This is a genomic window from Streptomyces sp. enrichment culture, from assembly GCF_964272895.1.
Lineage (GTDB): Bacteria > Actinomycetota > Actinomycetes > Streptomycetales > Streptomycetaceae > Streptomyces.
Genome location: NZ_OZ186832.1, coordinates 2961960 through 2984525 on the forward strand (window position 1 = coordinate 2961960; position 22566 = coordinate 2984525).

The 22566-nt window shown below is 73.4% G+C and carries 17 protein-coding genes; 8 read left to right on the forward strand and 9 right to left on the reverse strand.

Annotated features, from left to right (window positions below; genetic code table 11):
* Positions 1–28: 28 nt before the first annotated feature.
* From ACSU6M_RS13430 to ftsE, 3 genes are all read right to left on the reverse strand, one after another.
* Positions 29–1198 carry a S41 family peptidase gene (locus ACSU6M_RS13430; RefSeq protein ID WP_437069860.1) on the reverse strand — a complete coding sequence of 390 codons (1170 nt, stop codon included), beginning with the start codon at positions 1196–1198 and terminating at the stop codon, positions 29–31.
* A gap of 67 nt (positions 1199–1265) precedes the next feature.
* Positions 1266–2183, reverse strand: a complete 918-nt coding sequence (ftsX, locus tag ACSU6M_RS13435; protein WP_437069862.1) for a permease-like cell division protein FtsX — start codon at positions 2181–2183, stop codon at positions 1266–1268.
* 37 nt (positions 2184–2220) lie between these two features.
* On the reverse strand, positions 2221–2910 hold the full coding sequence (gene ftsE / locus ACSU6M_RS13440; protein WP_437069864.1) for a cell division ATP-binding protein FtsE: 690 nt from the start codon (positions 2908–2910) through the stop codon (positions 2221–2223).
* Positions 2911–3135: 225 nt separating this feature from the next.
* Between ftsE and ACSU6M_RS13445 the strand changes: the two genes are divergently transcribed.
* Positions 3136–3315, forward strand: a complete 180-nt coding sequence (locus tag ACSU6M_RS13445) for a hypothetical protein (RefSeq protein WP_437069866.1) — start codon at positions 3136–3138, stop codon at positions 3313–3315.
* Between the two features lie 120 nt (positions 3316–3435).
* Here the strand turns inward: ACSU6M_RS13445 and ACSU6M_RS13450 are convergent, their stop codons facing one another.
* The 4 genes from ACSU6M_RS13450 to ACSU6M_RS13465 all read right to left on the reverse strand — a co-directional run bounded on the left by ACSU6M_RS13450 (position 3436) and on the right by ACSU6M_RS13465 (position 8712).
* Positions 3436–4119, reverse strand: a complete 684-nt coding sequence (locus ACSU6M_RS13450; protein WP_437069867.1) for a hypothetical protein — start codon at positions 4117–4119, stop codon at positions 3436–3438.
* Positions 4120–4420: 301 nt separating this feature from the next.
* Positions 4421–5527, reverse strand: a complete 1107-nt coding sequence (gene prfB / locus ACSU6M_RS13455; RefSeq protein ID WP_437069869.1) for a peptide chain release factor 2 — start codon at positions 5525–5527, stop codon at positions 4421–4423.
* Positions 5528–5592: 65 nt separating this feature from the next.
* A complete protein-coding gene (locus ACSU6M_RS13460) occupies positions 5593–6834 on the reverse strand; it encodes a serine/threonine-protein kinase (protein WP_437069870.1) in 1242 nt (413 codons plus the stop codon).
* Positions 6835–7005: 171 nt separating this feature from the next.
* Positions 7006–8712 carry a serine/threonine-protein kinase gene (locus ACSU6M_RS13465; RefSeq protein ID WP_437069871.1) on the reverse strand — a complete coding sequence of 569 codons (1707 nt, stop codon included), beginning with the start codon at positions 8710–8712 and terminating at the stop codon, positions 7006–7008.
* Positions 8713–9041: 329 nt separating this feature from the next.
* On the opposite strand from ACSU6M_RS13465, the gene ACSU6M_RS13470 reads away from it, so the two are divergent.
* The 5 genes from ACSU6M_RS13470 to ACSU6M_RS13490 all read left to right on the forward strand — a co-directional run bounded on the left by ACSU6M_RS13470 (position 9042) and on the right by ACSU6M_RS13490 (position 18989).
* Positions 9042–12665 carry an FHA domain-containing protein gene (locus ACSU6M_RS13470; RefSeq protein ID WP_437075122.1) on the forward strand — a complete coding sequence of 1208 codons (3624 nt, stop codon included), beginning with the start codon at positions 9042–9044 and terminating at the stop codon, positions 12663–12665.
* A gap of 146 nt (positions 12666–12811) precedes the next feature.
* The gene (locus ACSU6M_RS13475) at positions 12812–14191 is read left to right on the forward strand and encodes an ABC transporter substrate-binding protein (protein ID WP_437069872.1); all 1380 of its coding nucleotides are present in this window, start codon (positions 12812–12814) and stop codon (positions 14189–14191) included.
* A 7-nt stretch (positions 14192–14198) separates the two neighbouring features.
* Positions 14199–15545, forward strand: coding sequence for a carbohydrate ABC transporter permease (locus tag ACSU6M_RS13480; RefSeq protein ID WP_437069873.1), 1347 nt, complete (start codon positions 14199–14201; stop codon positions 15543–15545).
* Positions 15542–16414, forward strand: a complete 873-nt coding sequence (locus ACSU6M_RS13485; RefSeq protein WP_437069874.1) for a carbohydrate ABC transporter permease — start codon at positions 15542–15544, stop codon at positions 16412–16414. The genes ACSU6M_RS13480 and ACSU6M_RS13485 overlap by 4 nt, the downstream gene beginning before the upstream one ends.
* Before the next feature lie 136 nt (positions 16415–16550).
* A complete protein-coding gene (locus ACSU6M_RS13490; RefSeq protein ID WP_437069875.1) occupies positions 16551–18989 on the forward strand; it encodes a bifunctional glycosyltransferase/CDP-glycerol:glycerophosphate glycerophosphotransferase in 2439 nt (812 codons plus the stop codon).
* 139 nt (positions 18990–19128) lie between these two features.
* On the opposite strand, the gene ACSU6M_RS13495 is transcribed toward ACSU6M_RS13490, so the two are convergent.
* Positions 19129–19542: an organic hydroperoxide resistance protein gene (locus ACSU6M_RS13495; protein WP_437069876.1), complete on the reverse strand. Its 414-nt coding sequence runs from the start codon at positions 19540–19542 to the stop codon at positions 19129–19131.
* A 125-nt stretch (positions 19543–19667) separates the two neighbouring features.
* Here ACSU6M_RS13495 and ACSU6M_RS13500 point away from each other — a divergent pair, with 125 nt between their 5' ends.
* Positions 19668–20162: a MarR family winged helix-turn-helix transcriptional regulator gene (locus ACSU6M_RS13500; RefSeq protein ID WP_437069877.1), complete on the forward strand. Its 495-nt coding sequence runs from the start codon at positions 19668–19670 to the stop codon at positions 20160–20162.
* Positions 20163–20250: 88 nt separating this feature from the next.
* Positions 20251–21231, forward strand: a complete 981-nt coding sequence (gene galE / locus ACSU6M_RS13505) for a UDP-glucose 4-epimerase GalE (RefSeq protein ID WP_437069878.1) — start codon at positions 20251–20253, stop codon at positions 21229–21231.
* A 664-nt stretch (positions 21232–21895) separates the two neighbouring features.
* Here the strand turns inward: galE and ACSU6M_RS13510 are convergent.
* Complete coding sequence (locus tag ACSU6M_RS13510; RefSeq protein ID WP_437069879.1) at positions 21896–22519, reverse strand: TetR/AcrR family transcriptional regulator; 624 nt, start codon at positions 22517–22519, stop codon at positions 21896–21898.
* Positions 22520–22566: the final 47 nt, after the last annotated feature.

A 22566-nucleotide genomic window follows, 5' to 3' on the forward strand; every position in this document is an offset into this window, starting at 1 on the left:
CTACACAGGGGTCCGGCGGGAAGCCGTTTTACTGCTTCCCCAGCCCGCTGAGCACCGTCTCGGCCTGTCTGAGGGCGCCCCGGTCGGCCTCCAGGTCCGGGGTGATGCCGCGGCCGTCGACACCGCGGCCCGCCGGAGTGCGGTAGTGGCCGACCGTCAGCTCGGCGACGGAGCCGTCCGGCAGCCGGCTCGGCATCTGCACCGAGCCCTTGCCGAAGGTGCGCTCGCCCACCACGACCGCCCGGCCCCGGTCCTGCAGCGCCCCGGTGACCAGTTCGGCCGCGCTCATGGTGCCGCCGTCGACCAGTGTGACCAGGGGTGTGCGGGTGTCGCCGCCCGGCTTCGCGTGCAGGGCGCGCTGCTCGCCGTCCACGTCGTAGGTGGCGACCAGGCCGCCGTCGAGGAAGGCGGAGGCGGCGGTGACGGCCTCGGTCACCAGTCCGCCCGAGTTGCCGCGCAGATCGAGGATGATCCCGGCGCCGGAGGGCACCCGCCGCACCGCGCCGCGCACCCGCTCGCCGGAGCCCCTGGTGAAGGCGGCCACCTTGATCACGGTCGCCCCGCCGGGCAGCCCCCGCACGGTCACCGGCTCGGTGGACAGGCTCGCCCGGCGCAGGGTGAGCGTCCACGCGCGCGTGCCGCGCTCCAGTCCGAGGCGGACGGTCGTACCGGCGGCCGCGTCGGTGGCGTCGCCGCGCAGCAAGGACACGACCTCGGTGACCGGGCGCCCGTCGACCCGCCGGCCGTCGACGCTGCGCAGCCGGTCGCCCGCCCGGATCCCGGCGTCGGCGGCCGGCGACCCGGAGCGCACCCGGGCGATCTCGATCCGCCCGTCCCGCTCCCGCCGGGCCCACAGCCCGACGCCGGTGTACCGGCCGTCGAGCGCCTCGGCGAACTCCTCGTACTCGCCCTCGGAGTACACGGCCGCCCAGCGGTCCCCGCTGCGGCTGACCGCCCGCTCGGCGGCCTCCGCCGGCGACTTGCCGTCCGCCATCGCCTCGGCCGCGGCCCGGGCCACGTCGTGCCGGCTCACGGACGTGGCGGCCGTACGGTTCGGTCCGGGCGCCTGTCCGCGCGGGGAGGAGCCGGGCAGCGCGCCGGTCGCGGCTCCCGCCGCCAGCACGGTGGCGAACACCAATGTCAGGGTGGCCCCGCGGCCGATGCGGCGGGGCTGACAGAACAGGTCACGACCTGACATGGCGGTGAGTCTAGGACAACGGCACGGGCCGTACGGTCGGTTGACCGTACGGCCCTCGGGGCGTGCGTCACACCTTCAGGTACTTGCGCAACGCGAAGAAAGCGGCAAGCGCGGGCATCACCAGGCTGGTGGCGAGGATGAGCGGCAGTTTGGCCACCACGGCGTCCCAGCCGATGAAGTCGATCAGCTTCAACTGGTCGGCCAGGGCGAGGCCGTGGTCGATGAGGAAGTACCGCGCGATCAGCAGGAAACCGCACGCGAGCGTGCCGCCGATGAGCCCGGCGACCGCCGCCTCCATGATGAACGGCGCCTGGATGTAGAAACCGGAGGCGCCGACCAGCCGCATGATGCCGGTCTCCCGGCGTCGGCTGAACGCCGAGACGCGCACGGTGTTGACGATCAGCATCAGCGCGACGACCAGCATCAGCGCCATCACCGCGCGGGCGGCCCAGTTCATGCCCTCCAGCAGCTTGAACAGGTTGTCCAGGGTCTCCCGCTGGTCCTGCACCGACTGCACGCCGTCCCGGCCGTTGAAGGCGGTCGCGATGACCTCGTACTTCTCCGGGTTCTTCAGCTTGATGCGGAACGACTCCTGCAGCTGGTCCGGCGTCAGCGAACCGGCCAGCGGGGTCTCGCCGAACTGCTCCTTGTAGTGCTTGTACGCCTCGTCCTGCGACTCGTACGCCACCGTGTCGACGACCGACATGTCCTCCAGGTCGGCCTTGATCTTCTGCTTCTGCTCCTCGGTGACCGCACCCTTCTCGCAGTTGGGGTCGTACTCGGCGTCACTCTTGTTGCAGAGGTAGATCGTGACGTTGACCTTGTCGTACCAGTAGCCCTTCATGGTGTTGACCTGGTCGCTCATCAGCAGCGAACCGCCGAACAGGGCCAGGGACAGGGCGACGGAGACGACGACGGCGAAGGTCATCGTGAGATTGCGACGGAGACCGACACCGATCTCCGACAGTACGAACTGGGCGCGCATGGCGTGTGGTTGAGCCTTTCCGTGGAGCCGGTCGTCGTCAGTGCTGGTAGCCGTAGACGCCGCGTGCCTGGTCGCGCACGAGGCGGCCCTTCTCCAGCTCGATGACGCGCTTGCGCATCTGGTCCACGATGTTCTGGTCGTGCGTCGCCATCACCACGGTGGTGCCGGTCCGGTTGATCCGGTCGAGCAGCTTCATGATGCCGACGGAGGTCTGCGGGTCGAGGTTGCCGGTGGGCTCGTCCGCGATCAGCAGCTTGGGCCGGTTCACGAACGCCCGGGCGATGGCCACGCGCTGCTGCTCACCGCCGGACAGCTCGCCCGGCATGCGGTCCTCCTTGCCGCCCAGGCCCACGAGTTCCAGCACCTGCGGCACCGACTTGCGGATCTCGCCGCGGGACTTGCCGATGACCTCCTGCGCGAAGGCGACGTTCTCCGCCACCGTCTTGTTCGGCAGCAGCCGGAAGTCCTGGAACACCGTCCCCAGCTGGCGGCGCATGTGCGGCACCTTCCAGTTGGACAGGCGCGCGAGGTCCTTGCCCAGTACGTGCACCTGCCCGTGGCTGGCCCGCTCCTCGCGCAGGATCAGCCGCAGGAACGTGGACTTGCCGGAGCCGGATGACCCCACGAGAAAGACGAACTCGCCCTTCTCCACTTCCAGGGACACGTCCCTGAGTGCGGGATGGCTCTGCTTGGGGTAGACCTTGGAGACGTTGTCGAATCGGATCACGGATGCACCACGGGTCGCCGGGGGTAGATGTGCGTGACCATACGCGAACCGGGAGCGCAAGCGCAGGCTCCGGCGAGGGTTGCGTACCGGATGTGCGTTTTTGTACCGACTCAGGAACCGCTCGAGCCGTTTCCCCGGGAACCTGGCACAGTAGAGAGAGGGGAACGTTCTCGCACCCGGGACCGTTGAACCCCCGGAGGGACCCGGCACAAGGAGGGCGAGCACATGACGTACGACCGGCTGGTGTGCGCGAACTGTGCCGCCCCCGTGGCGGAGGGCCGCTGCCCGGTGTGCCGGGCGAACAGGGAGCGGCTGCAGCAGGAGAACTTCTTCGCGGGCCTCAACCCGATGGCACTGGTCGCGCTGCTGGCCGTCCTGGTCGCCGCCGTGGCACTGCTCGTCTGACGCGGCGGCCGTGACAGCGCTCGTCCGAGACGCGCAAGCCGTGACCTGACCGTACGCGACCGAGACGCGGAAGGGCCCGGAGCCGACGCTCCGGGCCCTTTCGACTACCGTCGGTCACCGTCAGGCGACCGCACCGCCCCGTCCGCCGACGAGTCGCGGCAGGAAGCGGAAGCCGATGCCACCGGCGATCATCGTGGCGGCGCCGATCAGCAGGAACGCGGTCTGCGGGGCACCCGTCTCGGCGAGCTCCTCGCCGCCGCCCTGGGCGGTGGTGTCGGAGCCGGTGCCCGTACCCGTACCCGTGCCGGAGCCCGTGTCGTCCGAGCCCGTGTCGGTCAGGGACGAGGAGCCCTCGCCCTGGGCGGAGTCGCCGGAGCCGCCGTCCGGGTCGGTGTTGTCGCCGGAGCCACCGTTGCCCGAGTTGCCGTTGCCGGAGTTGCCATTGCCGTGGCCGTTGCCGTTGCCGTTGCCCGGGTTGTCGGTCGGGGCCGGGTCCTCGGAGGGCGGCTCCTCGGACGGCTCCGGCTCCTCCGGCGGCTCGCTCGGCTCGATGGTCGGCTCCGGCGGGAGCTCCGGCAGGCCCGTGGGCGGGGCGGGCGGGGTCGTCGGGTCGGTCGGCAGACCCGTGTTGCCCGGGTCGGGGTCCGGGTCCGGGGCGGGCGACTCGTCGGCACACAGGATGCCGAGGACGCAGTCGTCGGACTCGGCGGCGGATGCGGCTCCCGCGGCGGTCAGCGAGGCACCGGCGGCGATCACGGCGCCGGCCGCTATGCGCGCGACACGGATCCGCGTCTTGTTGGTCATCAGGTTGCTACCCCCAGTAGCTGATCGTCGATGAGGCGGCGCTCGGGGCCGTGATCAACGGAGGTAGTCGAGACTGAGCGAAGCCCCCGGTTCACATGCGCCCCAGAAATACGCATGCCACACTTCACCCTTCCCATTTTTCAAAGCAACGTCAAGGCCGTTGCGGGCGCGATGCCCGACTCCGGTGCGCAATGCCGGATATCACCCCTGTGAGCGTCCTGCGAAACCCGGACAAACGCCAACCGCCCCCGTCTCCGGGGGCGGTTGGCGGGCCGACCATCATGTCGACAAAGTAATTCCTCTACTTCTCCTGTTGCTTGCGCCAGCGAATACCGGCCTCCAGGAAGCCGTCGATCTCGCCGTTGAACACGGCCTCGGGGTTGCCGACCTCGTACTCGGTGCGCAGGTCCTTGACCATCTGGTACGGGTGCAGGACGTACGAACGCATCTGGTTGCCCCAGGAGTTGCCGCCGTCGCCCTTGAGCGCGTCCATCTTGGCCTGCTCCTCCTGGCGGCGGCGCTCAAGGAGCTTGGCCTGCAGGACGTTCATGGCGGTGGCCTTGTTCTGGATCTGCGACCGCTCGTTCTGGCAGGAGACCACGATGCCGGTCGGGATGTGCGTGATGCGCACCGCGGAGTCGGTGGTGTTCACGCCCTGGCCGCCGGGGCCGGAGGACCGGTAGACGTCGATGCGCAGCTCGGACTCGTCGATCTCGACATGGTCGGACTGCTCGACGACGGGGAGCACCTCGACGCCCGCGAAGGAGGTCTGGCGGCGGCCCTGGTTGTCGAAGGGCGAGATGCGCACCAGGCGGTGGGTGCCCTGCTCGACGGAGAGGGTGCCGTAGGCGTAGGGCGCCTGCACGGAGAAGGTGGTCGACTTGATGCCGGCCTCTTCCGCGTACGAGGTCTCGATCAGCTCGGTCTTGTAGCCGCGCTGCTCGGCCCAGCGCAGGTACATCCGCTGGAGCTTCTCGGCGAAGTCGGCGGCGTCGACGCCACCCGCCTCGGCGCGGATGTTCACCAGCGCCTCGCGGGAGTCGTACTCGCCCGACAGGAGGGTCCGCACCTCCATCTCGTCCAGCGCCTTCTTGACGGCGACGAGCTCGGACTCGGCCTCGGCACGGGTGTCCGGGTCGTCCTCCTCCTCGGCCATCTCGAACAGCACGGCGAGATCGTCGATCCGCGAGCGCAGGGCCTCGGCCTTCCTCACCTCCGCCTGGAGGTGGGACAGCTTGCTGGTGATCTTCTGCGCCTCGTCCGGGTTGTCCCACAGGGACGGCGCGGCCGCCTGCTCCTCGAGCACGGCGATGTCTGCCCTCAGCTTGTCGAGGTCCAGGACGGCCTCGATCGACTCCATGGTCGAGGAGAGGGACTTCAGCTCTTCGGATACATCGACGACTGCCACGCTCCCAGCGTAACGGCTCCGCCAGGCGGCGCGGTCCGGCGAGCGCCGTTCATGACCTCGGGCGGTCAGGGGGACGCCGGGGACGACGAGGAGCCGCGGTCGTCGGGGGTGCCCCCCTCCTCGTCACCGGAGGTGGCCGCCCACGTCCCCACCCCCACGGCCGTGACCAGCGTCAGCGCCACCGCGCCCAGGGTCAGCCGGCGCCGGCGCGCGGAGGCGCGGTTGCGGGCCGAGCCGGGGCGGGGCGCACCGGCGGCCCGAGGCGCCCGTGCCGTGCCGCGCGCACCCCCGGCCAGCTCGTCGGGCGCCGGCACCCTCATCGACGTATGCGTGTCGCGGTTGGAGTCGGGCCGGGCGCCGGGGACCAGGGAGACGGCGCCGCGGCGCTCCCGGGGCCGGTCGGCGGCCGGGTCGGAGGGCGCGCTGTCGGTCGCCGCCTCCTCCGCCTCGGTGTCGGGCTCGTCGACGTCCAGCGGGGGCATCCCGGCCAGCGTCGGCAGCTGCTCGCGCAGCCGGGCGGCCAGCTCGGAGGCGCGCAGCCGGGAGGCGGGCGCCTTGGCCAGGCACTGCACGATCAGCTGCCACAGCTCGTCCGGGATGCCCGGGAGCGGGACGACCGTCTCCGTCACATGGCGGCGCAGCACCGCACCGGGGTGGCCTCCGCCGAAGGGAGTGAAGCCGGCCAGCAGCTCGTAGAGGACGGTCGCGAGGGCGTAGATGTCGACCGCCGCGCGCGGGGGCAGCCCCTCGACGATCTCCGGAGCGAGGTAGTCCGGCGTGCCGATGATCTTCGTGGCCCGGCTGCGCTTGGGCGAGTCGATCAGCTTGGCGACACCGAAGTCGGTCAGCAGGGCCGGGTGCGCGCCACCGGGCCCGAGCGGGCCCTGCATGTCGAGGAGCACGTTCTCCGGCTTGACGTCCCGGTGCACGACCCCGGCCGCGTGGGCGGCCGCGAGCCCCTCGGCGACGTCCGCGACGATGGCGACGGCCGCCTCGGGGGCGAGCCGCCGCTCGCGGTCCAGCCGGGTCCGCAGATCGGTGCCGCGGACCAGGTCCATGACCAGCGCGAGGTCGTTGCCGTCGACGACGAGGTCGCGGACGGAGACGACATGCGGGTGCTCCAGGCCGAGCAGGGCCGTGCGCTCCTGCACGAAGCGCCCGACGAGCTCCTGGTCCGACGCGAGATCCTCGCGCAGCAGCTTGATGGCGACGGGCCCCTCGGGACCCTCGCCCAGCCACACCGTCCCGGCGCTGCCCCGCCCCAGGATCTGGTTCGCGGTGTACCGGCTGCCGATCTTCCGTGCCAAGACTGCTCCTACAGACGCGTGTTGTCGCTAAAACTACGCGTCCGAAGAGCCGACCTTCACCGCCGAGGCGGAAATCACCCGCTGGGTGTCGACAAATCCACGAAGTCGTGGAGCAGGGGCCGCCTCCGGGGAGCCGACATGACCGCCTCCGGGGAGCCGACATGGCCGCCCCTACTGGGGCGAATTGCCGCCCAGTTCCCCGATCCAGCCCGTCACCGTGCCGAACCAGTCGCTGAGCTGCTCCCAGTAGCCCTTCCCGGTGCCGATCCACTCCTGCAGCGGGCTCAGCTCCCAGATCAGCCAGCCCGCGACGAACAGGACGACGATCATGACGAGGCAGCCCTTCAGACAGCCCAGTCCGGGGATGCGCGTCCGGTTGGCGCTGCGCTGGCGCGGCTGCCGGGGCTCGCGCACCGGCCGCTGGGGCTGCTGAGGCTGCTGGGGCTGGGGCGCGGGAGGCTGCGGGGCGTACCGCTGCGGCGGCTGGGGCTGCTGCGGCTGCGGCGTCTGGTAGCGCTGCTGCTGCGGATGGCCGTACGCGGGCGGGGGACCCTGCTGCGGGTGCGGTTGGCGCGGGTGCGGCTGCTGCGGCTGCTGCGGCTGCTGCGGCCGGGCCACCTGGCGCTGGGGGCGGCGGCGCAGCGGGTCCTGGCTGGGGTCGAGGTACTGGACCTGCGTCTGCTCGTTGCGGTCGCGGGCCGCGCGCAGCTGGTTCTGCCAGGGGTGCGGCTCCTCGGGCCCGCCGGGCTGGTTCTGCGGCACCGGCGGCATGACCGCGGTCGGGTCGGCGGCACCGTGGTTGCCGCCGGTGTTCGGCAGGACGGCCGTGGGGTCGGCGGCGCCGGCCGGGCCGCCGGTGTGCGGCATCACGCTGGTGGCGGCGTTCGGGTCGTACGCGCCCTGTCCGCTGTGCGGCAGCACCTGGGTGGGGTCGGCGGCGCCCGGTACGCCCGGTACGGCGGTGGGGGCCGGGTCGGGGGCGAGCAGCGCGCCGACGTTCTCGGCGGCGGCGATCTGCGCGGAGTTCGCGTGCACCCCGACGCCCTCGGCGACGACCCGCAGACCGCGCGCGAGGTTCTCGGCGCTGGGGCGTTCGTCGGGGTTCTTGCGCAGGCAGCGCTCGATGACCGTCCACAGCGGCTCGGGGACGGTGGAGGGGCGGCGCGGCTCGGCGCTCAGGTGCTGGTGCAGGACCTCCAGGGCGGAGCTGCCGGAGAACGGCGGACGGCCGGTGACCAGCTCGTACAGGAGGATGCCGGCGCCGTAGATGTCGACGGCCGAGGTCTGCGGGCGGCCCTCCGCGGACTCCGGGGCCACGTACGCGGGCGTGCCGACGAACTCGTGGGTGCGGGTCAGGCCCGGGGAGTCGGCGAGGCGGGCGATGCCGAAGTCGGTCAGCATCGGGTGCATCTCGCCGCCGGTCTGCTTCAGCAGGACGTTGGCCGGCTTCAGGTCGCGGTGGACCACGCCGTCGGCGTGGCTGGCGGCGAGGGCGTCGGCGATCTGCGCGGTGAGCAGGGACGCGGCGACAGGGGTGAGGGGGCCGTTCTCGCGCAGGTAGCGGTGCAGGTCGGGGCCGTCGACGAGGTCCATGACCAGGGCCAGCAGCTCGCCCTCGACGACCAGGTCGCGGACCCGGACGATGTTGGGGTGGGTGAGCCGGAGCAGGACGGAGCGCTCGCGCAGGAAGCGCATCACGATGTCCGCGTCGCCGGCGAGCTCTTCCTTGAGCACCTTGATCGCGACGGTCTCGCCGGGCTGGCCGGGCACGGCGGCCTCGGCCCCGGCCGTCTCTCGCTGGCGGGCTCGCCAGACGGTCCCCGTGGCGCCGCGGCCGAGCGGCTCCTCGAGGAAGTACTTGCTGCCGACTGGCCGCACGTCACGCGCTCCCTGCTGCTTGCCTGAACAGTGTCCCGATGTTCCGACCCACTGTAGTGCCGGGCGGATCGAAGCAAAGGTTCGAAGGAAAGACGTCCCTCCCGTTCCTTTTGGTTGCCCGAGCCGGGCGTGACCGATCTCTACTGATCGTCGGCATGACCGGGATCAGGCACTTTTACGGGCAGAGCCGACCAATCAAGATCACTTCTTCCCGGGCGGCGGGCGGACTGTCGGTGGCAGGTGCGAGGATGCGTGCAGTACTGGCCGACGTGCTCGTGTGGTGGTGGGGGGAGTCCGCGCCGCGCGCGCAGAAGGGACCGCTGACGGCGATGCAGATCCGGCTGACCGTCGTAGACCCGCTGGGCCCCGCCGCGGACGGGCGCGGCCGGGCCGCGAGCCGGGACGTGCTGGTCACGGCCCCCGCGGGCACGGCCCTGGCGTCGGTGGCCTCGGCGCTCGCCACGGCGGTGACCGGGGACGCCGCCGAGCGGCCCGAGCGCGGCGGTGCCCCCGTGCTCTACGCCGGTGAGGAGCGCCTGGACGCGCAGCGCTGCACCCTGGGCGAGCCGCCGCTGGTGGACGGCGCCGTGCTGTCCGTGGGCGCCCCGGCCGGACCCGAACCGCATCCCGAGGTGGACGACGCCCCGGCCCAGCTGCACGTGGTGGCGGGCCCGGACGCGGGCGGCGTCCATCTGCTGCACGGCGGCCAGGTGCGCATCGGCCGCTCCGCCGACGCCGACGTGCCCCTCGACGACCCGGACGTGTCCCGGCTGCACTGCGCGGTCACGCTGGCCGCCGACGGCCGCGTCTCGGTCGCCGACCTCGGCTCCACCAACGGCACGGTGCTCGACGGCACCCCCGTGGACGGCCGCCCGGTGCGGTTCGCGCCGGGCGCGCTGCTGCGGATCGGCGAGTCCGCGCTGCGGCTGTCCGCCCCGGCCTGCGGCCCCATGCCCCGCCTCGCGACGGCACCCGACGGCGAGGGCCACATCCGGGTCACCCCCGGCGCCCCCGCCGCGGAGCACTCCGCGCCCCAGGAGCACACGCGCGCCCAGCCACCGGTGGTCCCCGGCCAGGCGGGGGCGCCCCTGATCGAACGCCGCCCGCTGTCCGACTCCGACACCCACGCGGGCCGCACCGGAGCGGGCCGCCCGGGCGATAGCGGTACGGGAGCGGGGGGCGGGGGCGAGACGGGCAGGGGCTCCTACGGCTCCCCGAGCTCCTCCGCCCCGACGGGTTCCGGCGGCTCCGCGAGCTCCCCCGGCTCGACGGGTTCCTACGGCTCCCCGAGCTCCCCCGGCTCGACGGGTTCCGGCGGCTCCACGAGCTCCCCCGGCTCCCCCGAGCCCGGCACCCGAGAGGCGCAGGACCCCGACGGCGGCGCCCGGCGCGGGGCCGGTGGCCGGCGGCGCGGGGGGCTGTCCGCGTGGGCGCGGCGCCTCGCCGGGGGGCGGGGCGAGCCCGAGACACGGCCCGAGGCCATGGCGTACGACGTCCCGGGCGCCGACGTCCCCGCGCGGCCCTCGGCGAGCGCGCCCGTCCCGCCCGACACCTGGCCCGACCCGGCCGCGCTGCTGCTGACCGCGCTGGGCCCCGGTCCCCGGCTGTGGGAGCGCGGTCCGGGGCACCCGGAGGCGCTCACCGTCCGGCTCGGCACCGCCGACCGCACCGCACCGGACGGCTCCGGCCTGCTGCCCGCCGTGCCGGTCACCGCCGATCTGCGGGAGGCGGGCTCGCTGGGCCTGGCCGGACCGCGCCCGCGCCTGGCCGGACTGGCCCGCGCGGTGCTGGCCCAGCTGTCCGCGCTGCACTCCCCCGACACCCTCGACATCGTGCTGATCAGCACCGACCGCGCCCGGCCCGTCGAGGAACGCACCGCCGAGTGGTCGTGGCTCGGCTGGCTGCCGCATCTGCGGCCCGGCCACGGCCAGGACTGCCGTCTGCTGCTCGCCTACGACCGCGAACAGGCCGCCGCCCGCGCCGAGGAACTTCTGCGCCGCCTGGAGGACCACCTCGCCGAGCGCCGCCGCACGCCCCGTCCGGCGCCCGGCACGTCCCGCGCCGCCATACCGGCCGGGGCGAGCGTGGGCACGGGCCCGGCCCGCGTCGCGGGCACGGACGCGCCCCAGGCCCCCGTGCCCGGCCCCTCCGGCACCCACCCGGTGCCGGGCAGCGGAGCCCCGAGTGCCGCGCCGGCCCCGCTCGGGACCGGCACCGGCGCCCCCACCCCCGCCGCGGACGCCCCCCTGAGGAACGGCACCGCCTCCGCGCACCCCACCCCCCGCCGCCCCTCCTGGGCCCGCGACGACGCCGGTTCGGACCGGGGGACCGGCTTTTCCGGCCCGTACACCGTGGTCGTGGTGGACGGCGACCCCGGCGGCGCCGGGCTGCGCGAGGCGGTGGCGCGGCTCGCGGCGGAGGGGCCGCGGGCCGGCATCCATGTGCTGTGCCTGGCGGAGACCCCGGCGGCCTCCCCGCTGTCGCCGGTGACGGAGACGTACGACGCGGCGTGCGCGGTGGCGCCGACGTTCCCCGAGTGCGGGGCCGTCGCCCTGCTCAGCGGTGACGTGGCCGGCGCCCTGCGGCTGCTGCGCGTGGCTCCCGCCGGCCCCCGCCGCGCCCCCGTGGGCCACGGCACCGTCGGCACGGTGGACGCCGTGTCCGCCGCGTGGGCCGAGCGGTTCGCGCGGGCCCTGGCGCCGCTGCGCACCGACGGCTCCGGCGAGCGGCACCCGCGGGTGTCCGCCCCGCTCCCGCAGGCCGCGCGGCTGCTGGACGAGCTCGGGCTGGCCCGGGCCACCCCGGCGTCGCTGATGGCCCGCTGGGCCGACGCCGCCGACGACACCTCGACGCCCGGCGGCCGCGCCTCGGCGGTGCTCGGCGCCGGTCCGCGCGGCCCGGTCGTGGTGGACCTGGTGGCCGACGGACCGCATCTGCTGGTGGAGGGCCCGCCGGGCAGCGGCCGCACCGAGCTGCTGCGCGCGGTGGTCGCGTCGCTGGCGGCGGCCGAGCGCCCCGACCGCCTGGGCATCGTCCTCATGGACGGCCGCGACAGCGTGGGCGTGGGCAGCGGCCACGGCGACGGGCTGCACGTGTGCACGGACGTCCCGCACGTCACCACGCATCTCCTGGCCAACGACCCGGTCCGGATGCGGGAGTTCGCGCAGTCCCTGAGCGCCGAGCTGAAGCGCCGCGCCGAGCTCCTCGGACGCGAGGACTTCGCCGCCTGGCACACCCGGCAGCAGCTCTCCGGCCGGCTGGTCGCCCAGCGCACCGCACCGGGCACGGCGGCCCCCCGCGCGCACACGCCGGGAGCCGCGGCCCCCCACGGACCCACCCCCGGCGCACCGGGCACCGGCGCCGCCGACCTCGACGCCCCGCCCAGCTCCACCCTGCGGCTGCGCCCCGGCGCGGCCCGCCGGCAGGCGGAGGCGGCCCCGCCGCTGCCCCGCCTGGTGGTGGTCGTGGACGACCTGGACGCCCTGGTCTCCCCGGCGCTGGGCTCCCCCGGCCGGCCCGCCGCCGGATCCGTGATGCGGGCGCTGGAGGCGGTGGCCCGCGAGGGCGGGCGGCTCGGCGTGCACCTGGTGGCCGCGTCCGCCCCGGACGGCCGTACGGCCGAGACGGAACCGGCCCGCCGGGCCGCCCTGCGGGTCACCCTGGACGCACCGGCGCCGGGACCGGACGAACCGGCGCCCGGCCGGGGCCGGCTGACCGGCGCCGACGGGCGGGCCACGGCGTTCCAGGGCGGGCGCGTCACGGGCCGTATCCCCCGGACGGCCACCCTGCGCCCCACCGTCGTCCCGCTGGACTGGCAGCGCATGGGCGATCCGCCGACCCGCCGCCCGGTCCGCGAGCTCGGCAACGGCCCCACCGACCTCGCCCTGCTCGCCAGCGCCCTGGAGCGGGCCGCCCGCGAGGTGGCGGCGGCCCAGCTGCCGTCCCTGCTCTGACGCCGGGGGCGCACAGCGAGTCACGACGCGGTCACGATCACCCGCTTGACACGCCATGCGCACTTGCCGACCTCCCGCGCCGGGCGTAGACCAGAGCCCACGGACAGCGTTCGAACGTTCGACGAGGAACGAAGAACGGGGCAGTGATGCGCAGCACGAGCAACACGATCCGGACACGCAGGACCGTCAGGGCCGCCACGGCCCTGCTCGCGGGGACGCTCGCGTTCTCGCTCACCTCCTGCGGTGACGACGGCGACGACAGCAGCACCGAGGGCGGCAGCCAGGCGACGCAGACCGCCTCCACGGTGACCCTTCCGAAACTGGACGGTGAGAGCCTGGAGGTCGCCGCCGTCTGGACCGGCCCTGAGCAGGCCAACTTCAAGAAGGTCCTGGAGGAGTTCGAGAAACGCACCGGCGCGAAGGTGACCTTCGTGCCCGCGCAGGACCCGATCATCAACTTCCTCGGCTCCAAGATCGCGGGCGGTGCGCCGCCGGACATCGCGATGCTCCCCCAGGTCGGCGCCATCAAGCAGGCCGTCGACAAGGGCTGGGCCAAACCGGTCGGGCCGAAGGTCCAGGAGCAGCTGACGAAGAACTTCTCGCAGGGCTGGCAGGACCTCGGCAAGGTCGGCGGCAAGCAGTACGGCGTCTACTACAAGGCCGCCAACAAGTCCCTCATCTGGTACAACGCGCCGGTCTTCGAGAACGCGGGCGCCAAGGAGCCCAAGACCTGGGACGAGCTGCTGACGACCGCGCAGACGGTCTACGACTCCGGTGTGACCCCGTTCTCCATCGGCGGCGCCGACGGCTGGACGCTCACCGACTGGTTCGAGAACGTCTATCTCTCGCAGGCGGGCCCGGAGAAGTACGACCAGCTCGCGCGGCACGAGATCAAGTGGACGGACCCGTCCGTGAAGGACGCCCTGACCACGCTCGCGGAGATCTGGGGCAAGAAGGACTATGTCGCGGGCGGCGCGGCCGGCGCGCTGCAGACCGAGTTCCCGGCCTCCGTCACCCAGACCTTCACCGGCGGCGACCAGCCGAAGGCAGCCATGGTCTACGAGGGCGACTTCGTCCAGGTCAACATCGCGGAGACGGACGCCAAGGTCGGCGAGGACGCCAAGGTCTTCCCGTTCCCGGCGGTCGGCGACACCGCGCCGGTGGTCTCCGGCGGCGACGCCGCGGTGATCCTGCAGGACTCCGAGGCGGCGCAGGCGCTGGCCACCTGGCTGGCCTCGCCGGACGCGGCGAGCATCCAGGCGGGGCTCGGCGGCTACCTGTCGCCGAACAAGAACGTCGACCCGTCGGCGTACCCCAACGCGGTGCAGCAGGAGATGGCGAAGGCACTGATCGCGGCCGGAGACGACTTCCGCTTCGACATGTCCGACCAGGCGCCGCAGGCGTTCGGCGGCACGCCCGGCAAGGGCGAGTGGAAGATCCTGCAGGACTTCCTGAAGAACCCGAAGGACATCGCGGGGACCCAGGCGAAGCTGGAGTCGGAGGCGGCCAAGGCGTACGGGAGCTGATCCGGCGATGGCCACGGCACCGGCGGCAGGGGCTCCCAAGGCCCCTGCCGCTCCCCGTAAACGCCGAAGCGTGACCGGCACGCGCAAGTCCGTGGCAGTGCTCTTCCTGCTGCCCGCCCTCGTGCTGCTCGGCGCGCTCGTGGTCTACCCGATCGGGTACTCGCTGTTCCGCAGCTTCTACGACCAGTCCGGCGACTCCTTCGCCGGATTCGACAACTACGAGGCCCTGTTCACGGACGACGGCATCCGCACCGCCCTGAAGAACAACGTCATCTGGGTGGTGTTCGCGCCGACGGTGGCCACCGCGCTCGGTCTGATCTTCGCGGTGCTGACCGAACGGGTGCGCTGGGGCACGGCGTTCAAGCTGGTCGTCTTCATGCCGATGGCGATCTCCATGCTGGCGGCGGGCATCATCTTCCGGCTGGTGTACGACCAGGACCCGGACAAGGGCGTGGCGAACGCGGTGTGGGTGGGGGTGCACGACACCTTCGCCGAGGCGTCGGCGTTCCCGAAGGCGCATCCGGGCCGTGAGTCGCCGCTGGAGCCCGCGGGCGGCGGGGCGTTCATCACCAAGGAGCCGGTGCGCGCGGGCGAGCCGGTCGTCCTGCCGCTGGTGGGCGTGGCGCCCGACCAGATGCCCGACGGCGCGGAGCGGGCCGCCGAGCCGAAGGCCGAGCCGGGCAAGGTGACCGGCACGACCTGGCAGGACTTCACCCGCGGCAAGGGCGTCGGCACCCTCGGCGCGCCCGACGCCTCCGAGCTGGGCTATCCGGGGATGCGGATCGAGGCGGTCAAGGACGGCAAGGTGGTGGCCTCCACGAAGGCCGCCGACGACGGCTCGTTCACGCTGCCCGAGGAGGCGGACGGCGCCCAGCTGCGGCTGCCCGCCGGCAACTTCAAGGAGGCGTACAACGGTCTGGACTGGCTCGGCCCGGCGCTGGTCACCCCGGCGATCATCGGCGCGTACATCTGGATGTGGGCGGGCTTCGCGATGGTGCTGATCGCGGCCGGGCTCGCGGGCATCCCGCGCGATCTGCTGGAGGCGGCGCGGGTGGACGGTGCGACCGAGTGGCAGGTGTTCCGGCGGGTCACGGTGCCACTGCTCGCGCCGGTCCTCGCGGTCGTCACCGTCACCCTGATGATCAATGTGCTGAAGGTGTTCGACCTGGTCTTCATCATCGCCCCCGGCTCCTCCCAGGACGATGCGAACGTGCTCGCCCTGGAGCTGTACCGCAAGGGCTTCTCCGAGGACCAGCCGGGCATCGCCAGCGCCATCGCGGTGTTCCTGCTGCTGCTGGTGATCCCGGTGATGTGGTTCAACGTGCGCAGGCTCCGGCGGGAGGTCAGGCGATGACGGAGAAGTCACTGGGTGAGAAGTCCCTGGGCGCGAGGATCGTCGGCTGGGTCAACGGCGGTCTGGTCCGTGTGTTCCTGATCGTCGTCGGCGTCTTCTGGCTGGTGCCGACGATCGGTCTGCTGCTGTCCTCCCTGCGCAGGCCGGAGGACATGAACGAGAGCGGCTGGTGGACGGTGTTCACCGAGCCCGCGCAGCTCACCGTGGAGAGCTACGAGAAGCTGCTCGACAACAGCGACATCACCGACTCGATCGTCAACACCGTGCTGATCACGGTGCCGGCGACGGTCCTGGTGGTCGTCGTCGCCGCCCTCGCGGGCTACGCGTTCGCGTGGATGGAGTTCCCGGGCCGCGACTGGTGGTTCCTGGCGGTGGTCGGGCTGCTGGTGGTGCCGGTGCAGGTGGCGCTGATCCCGATCGCCGAACTCTTCGGCACCATCGGGCTGTTCGGCTCCATCCTCGGTGTGGTGCTGTTCCACGTCGGGTTCGGTCTGCCGTTCGCGGTGTTCCTGCTGCGGAACTTCTTCGCGGAGATCCCGCGCGAGCTGCTGGAGGCGGCGCGGCTGGACGGCGCCGGTGAACTGCGGCTGTTCGTGCGGGTGGTGATGCCGCTGGCCGCCCCGGCGATCGCGAGCCTCGCCATCTTCCAGTTCCTGTGGGTGTGGAACGACATGCTGGTGGCGCTGGTGTTCACCGACGCGGGCAGCCAGCCCATCACGGTCGCGCTGCAGACGCAGGTACGGCAGTTCGGCAACAACATCGACGTGCTGGCGCCCGGCGCGTTCATCTCGATGGTGATCCCGCTGGCGGTGTTCTTCGCCTTCCAGCGGCAGTTCGTGTCCGGCGTGATGGCGGGCGCGGTCAAGTAGCCGTCGAGGGCGCCTGGTTGGGCGGGTCTTCCGGGGCCCGCCCTCAGGCGTTCCCCCGTATGCCGTAGAGCACGTAACCAAGTCGCGGGATCGGCCGTTCCCGGGCAGAACGCCCGCGCCGACCCATGGATGTCCCGTGCCCCGGTTCAGTGTCATCGTCCCCGCGTACCAGGTTCAGGCGTATCTGCACGCGTGCCTGGAATCGGTACTGTCCCAGTCGTACGCCGATCTCGAACTGATCGCCGTCGACGACTGCTCGCCGGACGCCTGCGGGGAGATCGTCGAGGAGTTCGCCGCCCGCGATCCGCGGGTGCGCGCGGTGCGGCTGCCGGAGCGCCGGGGTCCCGGCGGGGCGCGCAACGCGGGGCTGGAGCGGGCGCGGGGCGACTATCTGGTGTTCCTGGACGGCGGTGACACCCTCACCCCGCACGCCCTGCGGGCCGTCGCCGACCGGCTGAAGGAGACCGGTGATCCGGATGTGCTGGTGCACGGCCACGCGCGCGTGGACCGCACCGGCGAGCGCCTGCCGGCCGGGCCGGCCGGGCAGCTGACCGAGCGCGGCCCGGCACCGTTCCGGCTGGAGGACCGGCCGGGGCTGCTGCGGGTGGGGACGGCGGCCTGGGACAAGGTCTGCCGACGGGAGTTCGTCGAGCGCGAAGCCCTGACCTTCCCGCCCGGCCGCCACGCCGACCTGCCCTGGACGTATCCGCTGCTCCTGGCGGCCGACTCCCTCACCACGCTGGACCGGGTGTGCGTACTGCACCGGGTGACGGGGGACACCGACGATTCCCCCGGGCAGGGCGAAGGGCCCGTCGACGCCTTTGGGAAGAGCGGATTCGAGCGGAGCGGGGCGGGCGCGGGGCAGGGCGGGACGGAAGCCGCCGGTCTCGGGCAGGGGGCGGGGCAGGGCGGGGCGGAAGTCGCCGGCCTCGGGCATGGGGCGGGGCAGGGCGGGGCGGAAGTCGCCGGCCTCGGGCAGGGGGCGGGGGACTTCGACGTCTTCGCGCAGTACGACAGGGTCTTCGCGTTCCTCGACGAGCGGCCCGGGCTCGCCCAGTGGCGGCCGGTGCTGTTCCGCCGGTCGATCGACCATCTGGCGACGGAGTTCACCCGCCCCGGCCGCCTCCCGCGCGCCGCCCGCGCCGAGTTCTGGCGGCGGGCCCGCGCCCACCACCTCCGTCACCGCACCCCCGGCGCCGCCGCGGGCCCGCGCGCCCGGCTGCGGCACACCCTGGTCCGCCTGGGCCTGCACCGCACCCACCGCGCCCTGCTCCTGACCCGCCGCCCCGCCCGGCGCGCCGCACGCCTCGCGGCCCGCCTCGGCCGGGCGCTCACCGCGGCCGGCCTGCGGCTGCACTACGCCGTCCAGCGCCGCCTGCCGCTGCGCGCGGACCGGGCGGTGTTCGCGGCGCACGGGGGCCGAGGCCACGGCTGCAACCCGGGCGCGCTGGAGGAGGCGATGCGCGAACTCGCCCCGCACATCCGCACCGCCTGGATCGCGCACCCCGAGCACCACCACACGATCCCGCCGGGCACCCGCCGCCTGACCCCGGGCTCGGCCGCGTACTGGACGGCGCTCGCCCGCGCGAAGTACCTGGTGACCAACGACGACTTCCAGCCCCGGCCGGTCAAACGCCGCGGCCAGGTGCTCGTCCAGACCCGGTCCGGCACCCCGCTCAAGCACATGGGCCTGGACCTGCGCGAACGCCCGGCCGCCGCCCGGGACACGGACGTCACCGAGCTGCTGCGCACGGTCGACACCTGGGACTACGTCCTGTCCGCCAACCGCCACGCCACCCTGACCTGGGAGCGCGTGTACCCCGGCCGCTACACCACGCTGGAGTACGGCCAGCCGCGCAACGACGTCTTCCTGCGGGCGACCCCGGCGGACGTGACCCGGCTGCGCGAGTCGCTCGGGATCCCGGAGGGCTCGGTCGCGATCCTGTACGCGCCCACGCACCGCGACTACCGCCGCTCCCAGGCCCGCTTCCTCGACCTCGACCGCGTCCTGCGCCGCCTCGGCCCGCGGTTCGTGGTCCTCGCCCGCGCCCACCACCTGCAGCCCGGCCCGCTCGGCGAGGGCAGCCGCGTCATCGACGTCGGCGCCCACCCGAGCGTGGAGAAGCTCTGCCTCGCCTCGGACGCGCTGGTGACGGACTACTCGTCGCTGATGTTCGACTACGCCTGCCTCGACCGGCCGATCGTGCTCCACCTCCCCGACCACGAGGCGTACGAGGCCGCCCGCGGCACCTACGTCGACCTGCGCTCCTTCCCTCCGGGCGCGGTGGCGCGCGGCGAGGACGAGCTCATCGACATCTTCGCCACCGGCCACTGGCGCGGCTCGCGGTCGGCGCAGCTGCGGGCGGCGTTCCGTGAGCGCTTCTGCCCGTACGACGACGGGCGCGCCGCCGAGCGGGTCGTACGCCATGTCGTGCTGGGCGAGCCGGACACGCCGCCCGCGCTGCCGCCGCAGGACCGCCGTCCCGTGCCGTCGGCGGCCGCGGCGTCGGACTGCTCACCGCTGGCCAGCGTGCCGCATCCGTCCGGCCCGTGGGCCGTGACCGAGAGCCGCTGAGCGCTGTGGCTGTGCGGGAGCCGCGCAGTTCGTCGCGGCCGACTCCGTCCCGGCCGTCGACCTGGCGGCCGTCGGGGCGGCCGGGTGGGCGCCGGCCCGTGTGAGGCGACCCGTGTGAAGCGCCCGGTGTGAGCGGGGCTTACTCGATGACGAGGTCGACGGGGATGTTGCCGCGGGTGGCGTTGGAGTACGGGCACACCTGGTGGGCGGTCTCGACCAGCTTGCGGCCGGTCGCCTCGTCCAGGGTGTCGGGCAGCTCGACGCGCAGGGTCACCGCCAGGCCGAAGCCCTCGCCCTGCTTGCCGATGCTGACCTCGGCGGTCACCGCGGCCTCGCTCACGTCGACCTTGGCCTGCCGGCCGACGAGGCCCAGGGCGCTGCCGAAGCAGGCGGCGTAACCGGCGGCGAAGAGCTGCTCCGGGTTGGTGCCCTCACCGTTGCCGCCGAGCTGCACCGGCATGGCGAGCGCGAGGTCGATCTTGCCGTCGTTGGAGACGGTACGGCCCTCACGGCCGTGGGTGGCGGTGGCGACAGCGGTGTACAGCGCGTCCATGGATGAACCATCCCTCTCGGAGAAGTCGCGGTCCGGCGGCCCGGCCGGCCGCCCTCACGGCCACAAGTAGAGCACACAATTAAGTTGTGCACAACTAAATGGCTCGCAAGTACTACCCTGGAGGCATGACCCCGACACCGGCCGCCGCCCAGGAGGACTGGCTCCGCCTGGACCGCCAGATCTGCTTCTCCCTGCACGCCGCCTCGCGCGCCTTCAACGGCGTCTACCGCGTGATCCTCAAGGACCTCGGCCTGACCTACCCCCAGTACCTGGTGATGCTGGTGCTCTGGGAGCGGGGCGAGCAGCCGGTCAAGAAGCTCGGCGAACACCTGCGCCTCGACTCCGGCACGCTGTCGCCGCTGCTCAAGCGGCTGGAGGCCGCCGGCCTCGTACACCGCGAGCGCAGCGCCCGCGACGAGCGCTCCGTGGAGGTCCGGCTGACGCGGGCCGGCGAGGCCCTGCGCGAGCGGGCGGTCGCCGTACCCCGCCGGATCGTCGAGGCGACCGGCTGCGACCTCGACGAGATCCGCGAGCTGCGGGAGCGGCTCGACCGCCTGACGAGCGCCCTGGACACGGCCGCCGCCGCACACGAACCGCGCACGCCGCGCCACGAAGAGTGACGTTCGGGCCCGTTCGGCGCCCTCGTCCTGGTTGACTGTTCGGCCGGGGGAAGCACCACGGGCCAACTGAACGAGGGGACGGCCGTCCATGACCTGGCTGATCACCGGCGGCGCCGGCTACATCGGGGCGCACGTCGTGCGTGCGCTGCGGGCTGCGGGCGAGGGGGCGGTCGTGTACGACGACCTCTCCACCGGCATCGCCGAGCGCCTGCCCGACGACGTGCCGCTGGTGGTGGGCTCGACGCTGGACGGGCGGCGGCTGCGCGAGGTGCTGACGCGGCACACGGTGGCCGGGGTCGTGCATCTCGCCGCGAAGAAGCAGGTCGGGGAGTCGATCGACCGGCCGCTGCTGTACTACCGGGAGAACGTCGAGGGCCTGCGGGTGCTGCTGGAGGCGGTCACCGAGGCGCGGGTGCCGCACTTCGTCTTCTCCTCCTCTGCGGCGGTGTACGGCATGCCGGGGACGGAGCTGGTGACGGAGGAGACGCCGTGTGCGCCGATGTCTCCCTACGGTGAGACGAAGCTGGCCGGGGAGTGGCTGGTGCGGGCCACGGGGCGGGCGACCGGGCTGTCCACGGCCTGCCTGCGCTACTTCAACGTGGCCGGGGCGGCGCGTCCCGAGCTCGCGGACGTGGGGGTGTCGAACCTGATCCCGATGGTCTTCGAGAAGCTCACGGAGAACGCCCCGCCGCGTATCTTCGGCGACGACTACCCCACGCCCGACGGCACCTGCGTCCGCGACTACATCCACGTCGTCGACCTGGCCGACGCGCATGTGGCTGCCGCCCGTGCCCTCACCGCGTCGCCGGGGCGTGACCTCACCCTCAACGTCGGGCGCGGTGAAGGCGTCTCCGTCCGCGAGATGATCGACCACATCAACGCCGTCACGGGTTATGCCCGGCCGCCCCTCACCACCCCGCGCCGGCCCGGCGACCCCGCGCGCGTCGTCGCCTCCGCGGACCGCATCGCCGCGGAACTTGGGTGGAAGGCTCGGCATGACGTCCAGGACATGATCACGTCGGCCTGGGAGGGGTGGGTCCGCCTTCATCCGGAGGCGGCGCGGGTGTAGGGGGCGAGGGGTGTCCCCTTCGGGTGCGGGCCGGTGGGTGGATGCCTGCGGCGGCCTGCTCGCGTCCGGTGGGGGTTGCTGTAGCGCTGCCGGTGGGTTGTGGGTCGGGGCCGCGCCGGGGGGTGTCCGTCCTCGGTCCGGCGGTTCTGTCGGGACCTAGGGTGACTGGAGATGGACGCCGGCCGCTGCGGGCGGACACCCCCCGGCACGTCCCCTTCCCGCCGTCGGCGGCTGACCGACGCCCATCGGCTGTGGCAGCTTCTCGCCGTCGGCGGCCGACCGACGCCCACCGGCTGTGACAGCTTCTCGCCGTCCGCGGCTGACCGACGCCCACCGGCTGTGACAGCTTCTCGCCGTCCGCGGCTGACCGGGCCCATCGGCTGTGGAGCTTCTCGCCGTCCGCGGCTTCCCGGCCCGTGCTGCGTGGCGCTTTCTCGCCGTCGGCGACTGACCGCAGCCCCACGGCCCCCTAGGGCCTTCTCGCCGTCGGCGGCTTTCCGGGCCCACGGCGCGTGGGGCTTGTCGTCGCGGGCCGTGCGGCCGGTGCTTGCTGGCGCCGGGCAGGTGTACGTCCCTGAGGGGCGCGGGGAACTGCGCGACCGGCCACGTACCACCCGCACCCGCGTACGGCGGAAACCCCCGGACGGGACGGCGCAGGGCCCCCTCAGAGCGCCTTGAGCGCCCCCGCGGTCGCCTTGGCCAGGGACGGCAGGTAGCCCTTGGGCAGCTTGGGGCTGCGGATGACGACGGAGCGCCAGTAGAGGGGGCCGGAGATGAGGTCGAGGGCGAGTTCGTCGTCGACGCCCATACGGATCTCCCCGCGCTGCTCGGCCGCGGCGACGATCTTGCTGGCGACGCCCTCCTGCCCTTCGCGCAGCGCCTTCTGCATCAGCTCGGCGATCTCGGGGTTGCGGGCCGCCTCGGCCTGGAGGTCGGGGATGATCTGGGAGACGACGGGGTGCCGTAGGGCACGCGCGGTGACCTCGTAGAGCAGCCGGAGGTCGCCCTCGAGGGTGCCCGTGTCCGGCGCCGGAAGGCCCTGCACCGCGATCGCCGAGACGACGTCCAGGACCAGGTGCAGCTTGGAGCGCCAGCGGCGGTAGACCGCCGTCTTGCCGACGCCCGCCCGGCGGGCGATGCCCTCGATGGACATCCGCGCGTAGCCCACAGCCGCCAGTTCCTCGAAGACGGCCGCCCGGATCGCCTCGGTCACGTCCTCCCGCAGGACGGCGGCACCTGCGGGTGACCGGCGGGGCGGGCGCGGCTGGGATCCGGCGGGGTTGGTCATGCGGACAGCATAGGGCGTTACGACGATACGGTTGCGTCCCGACGCTC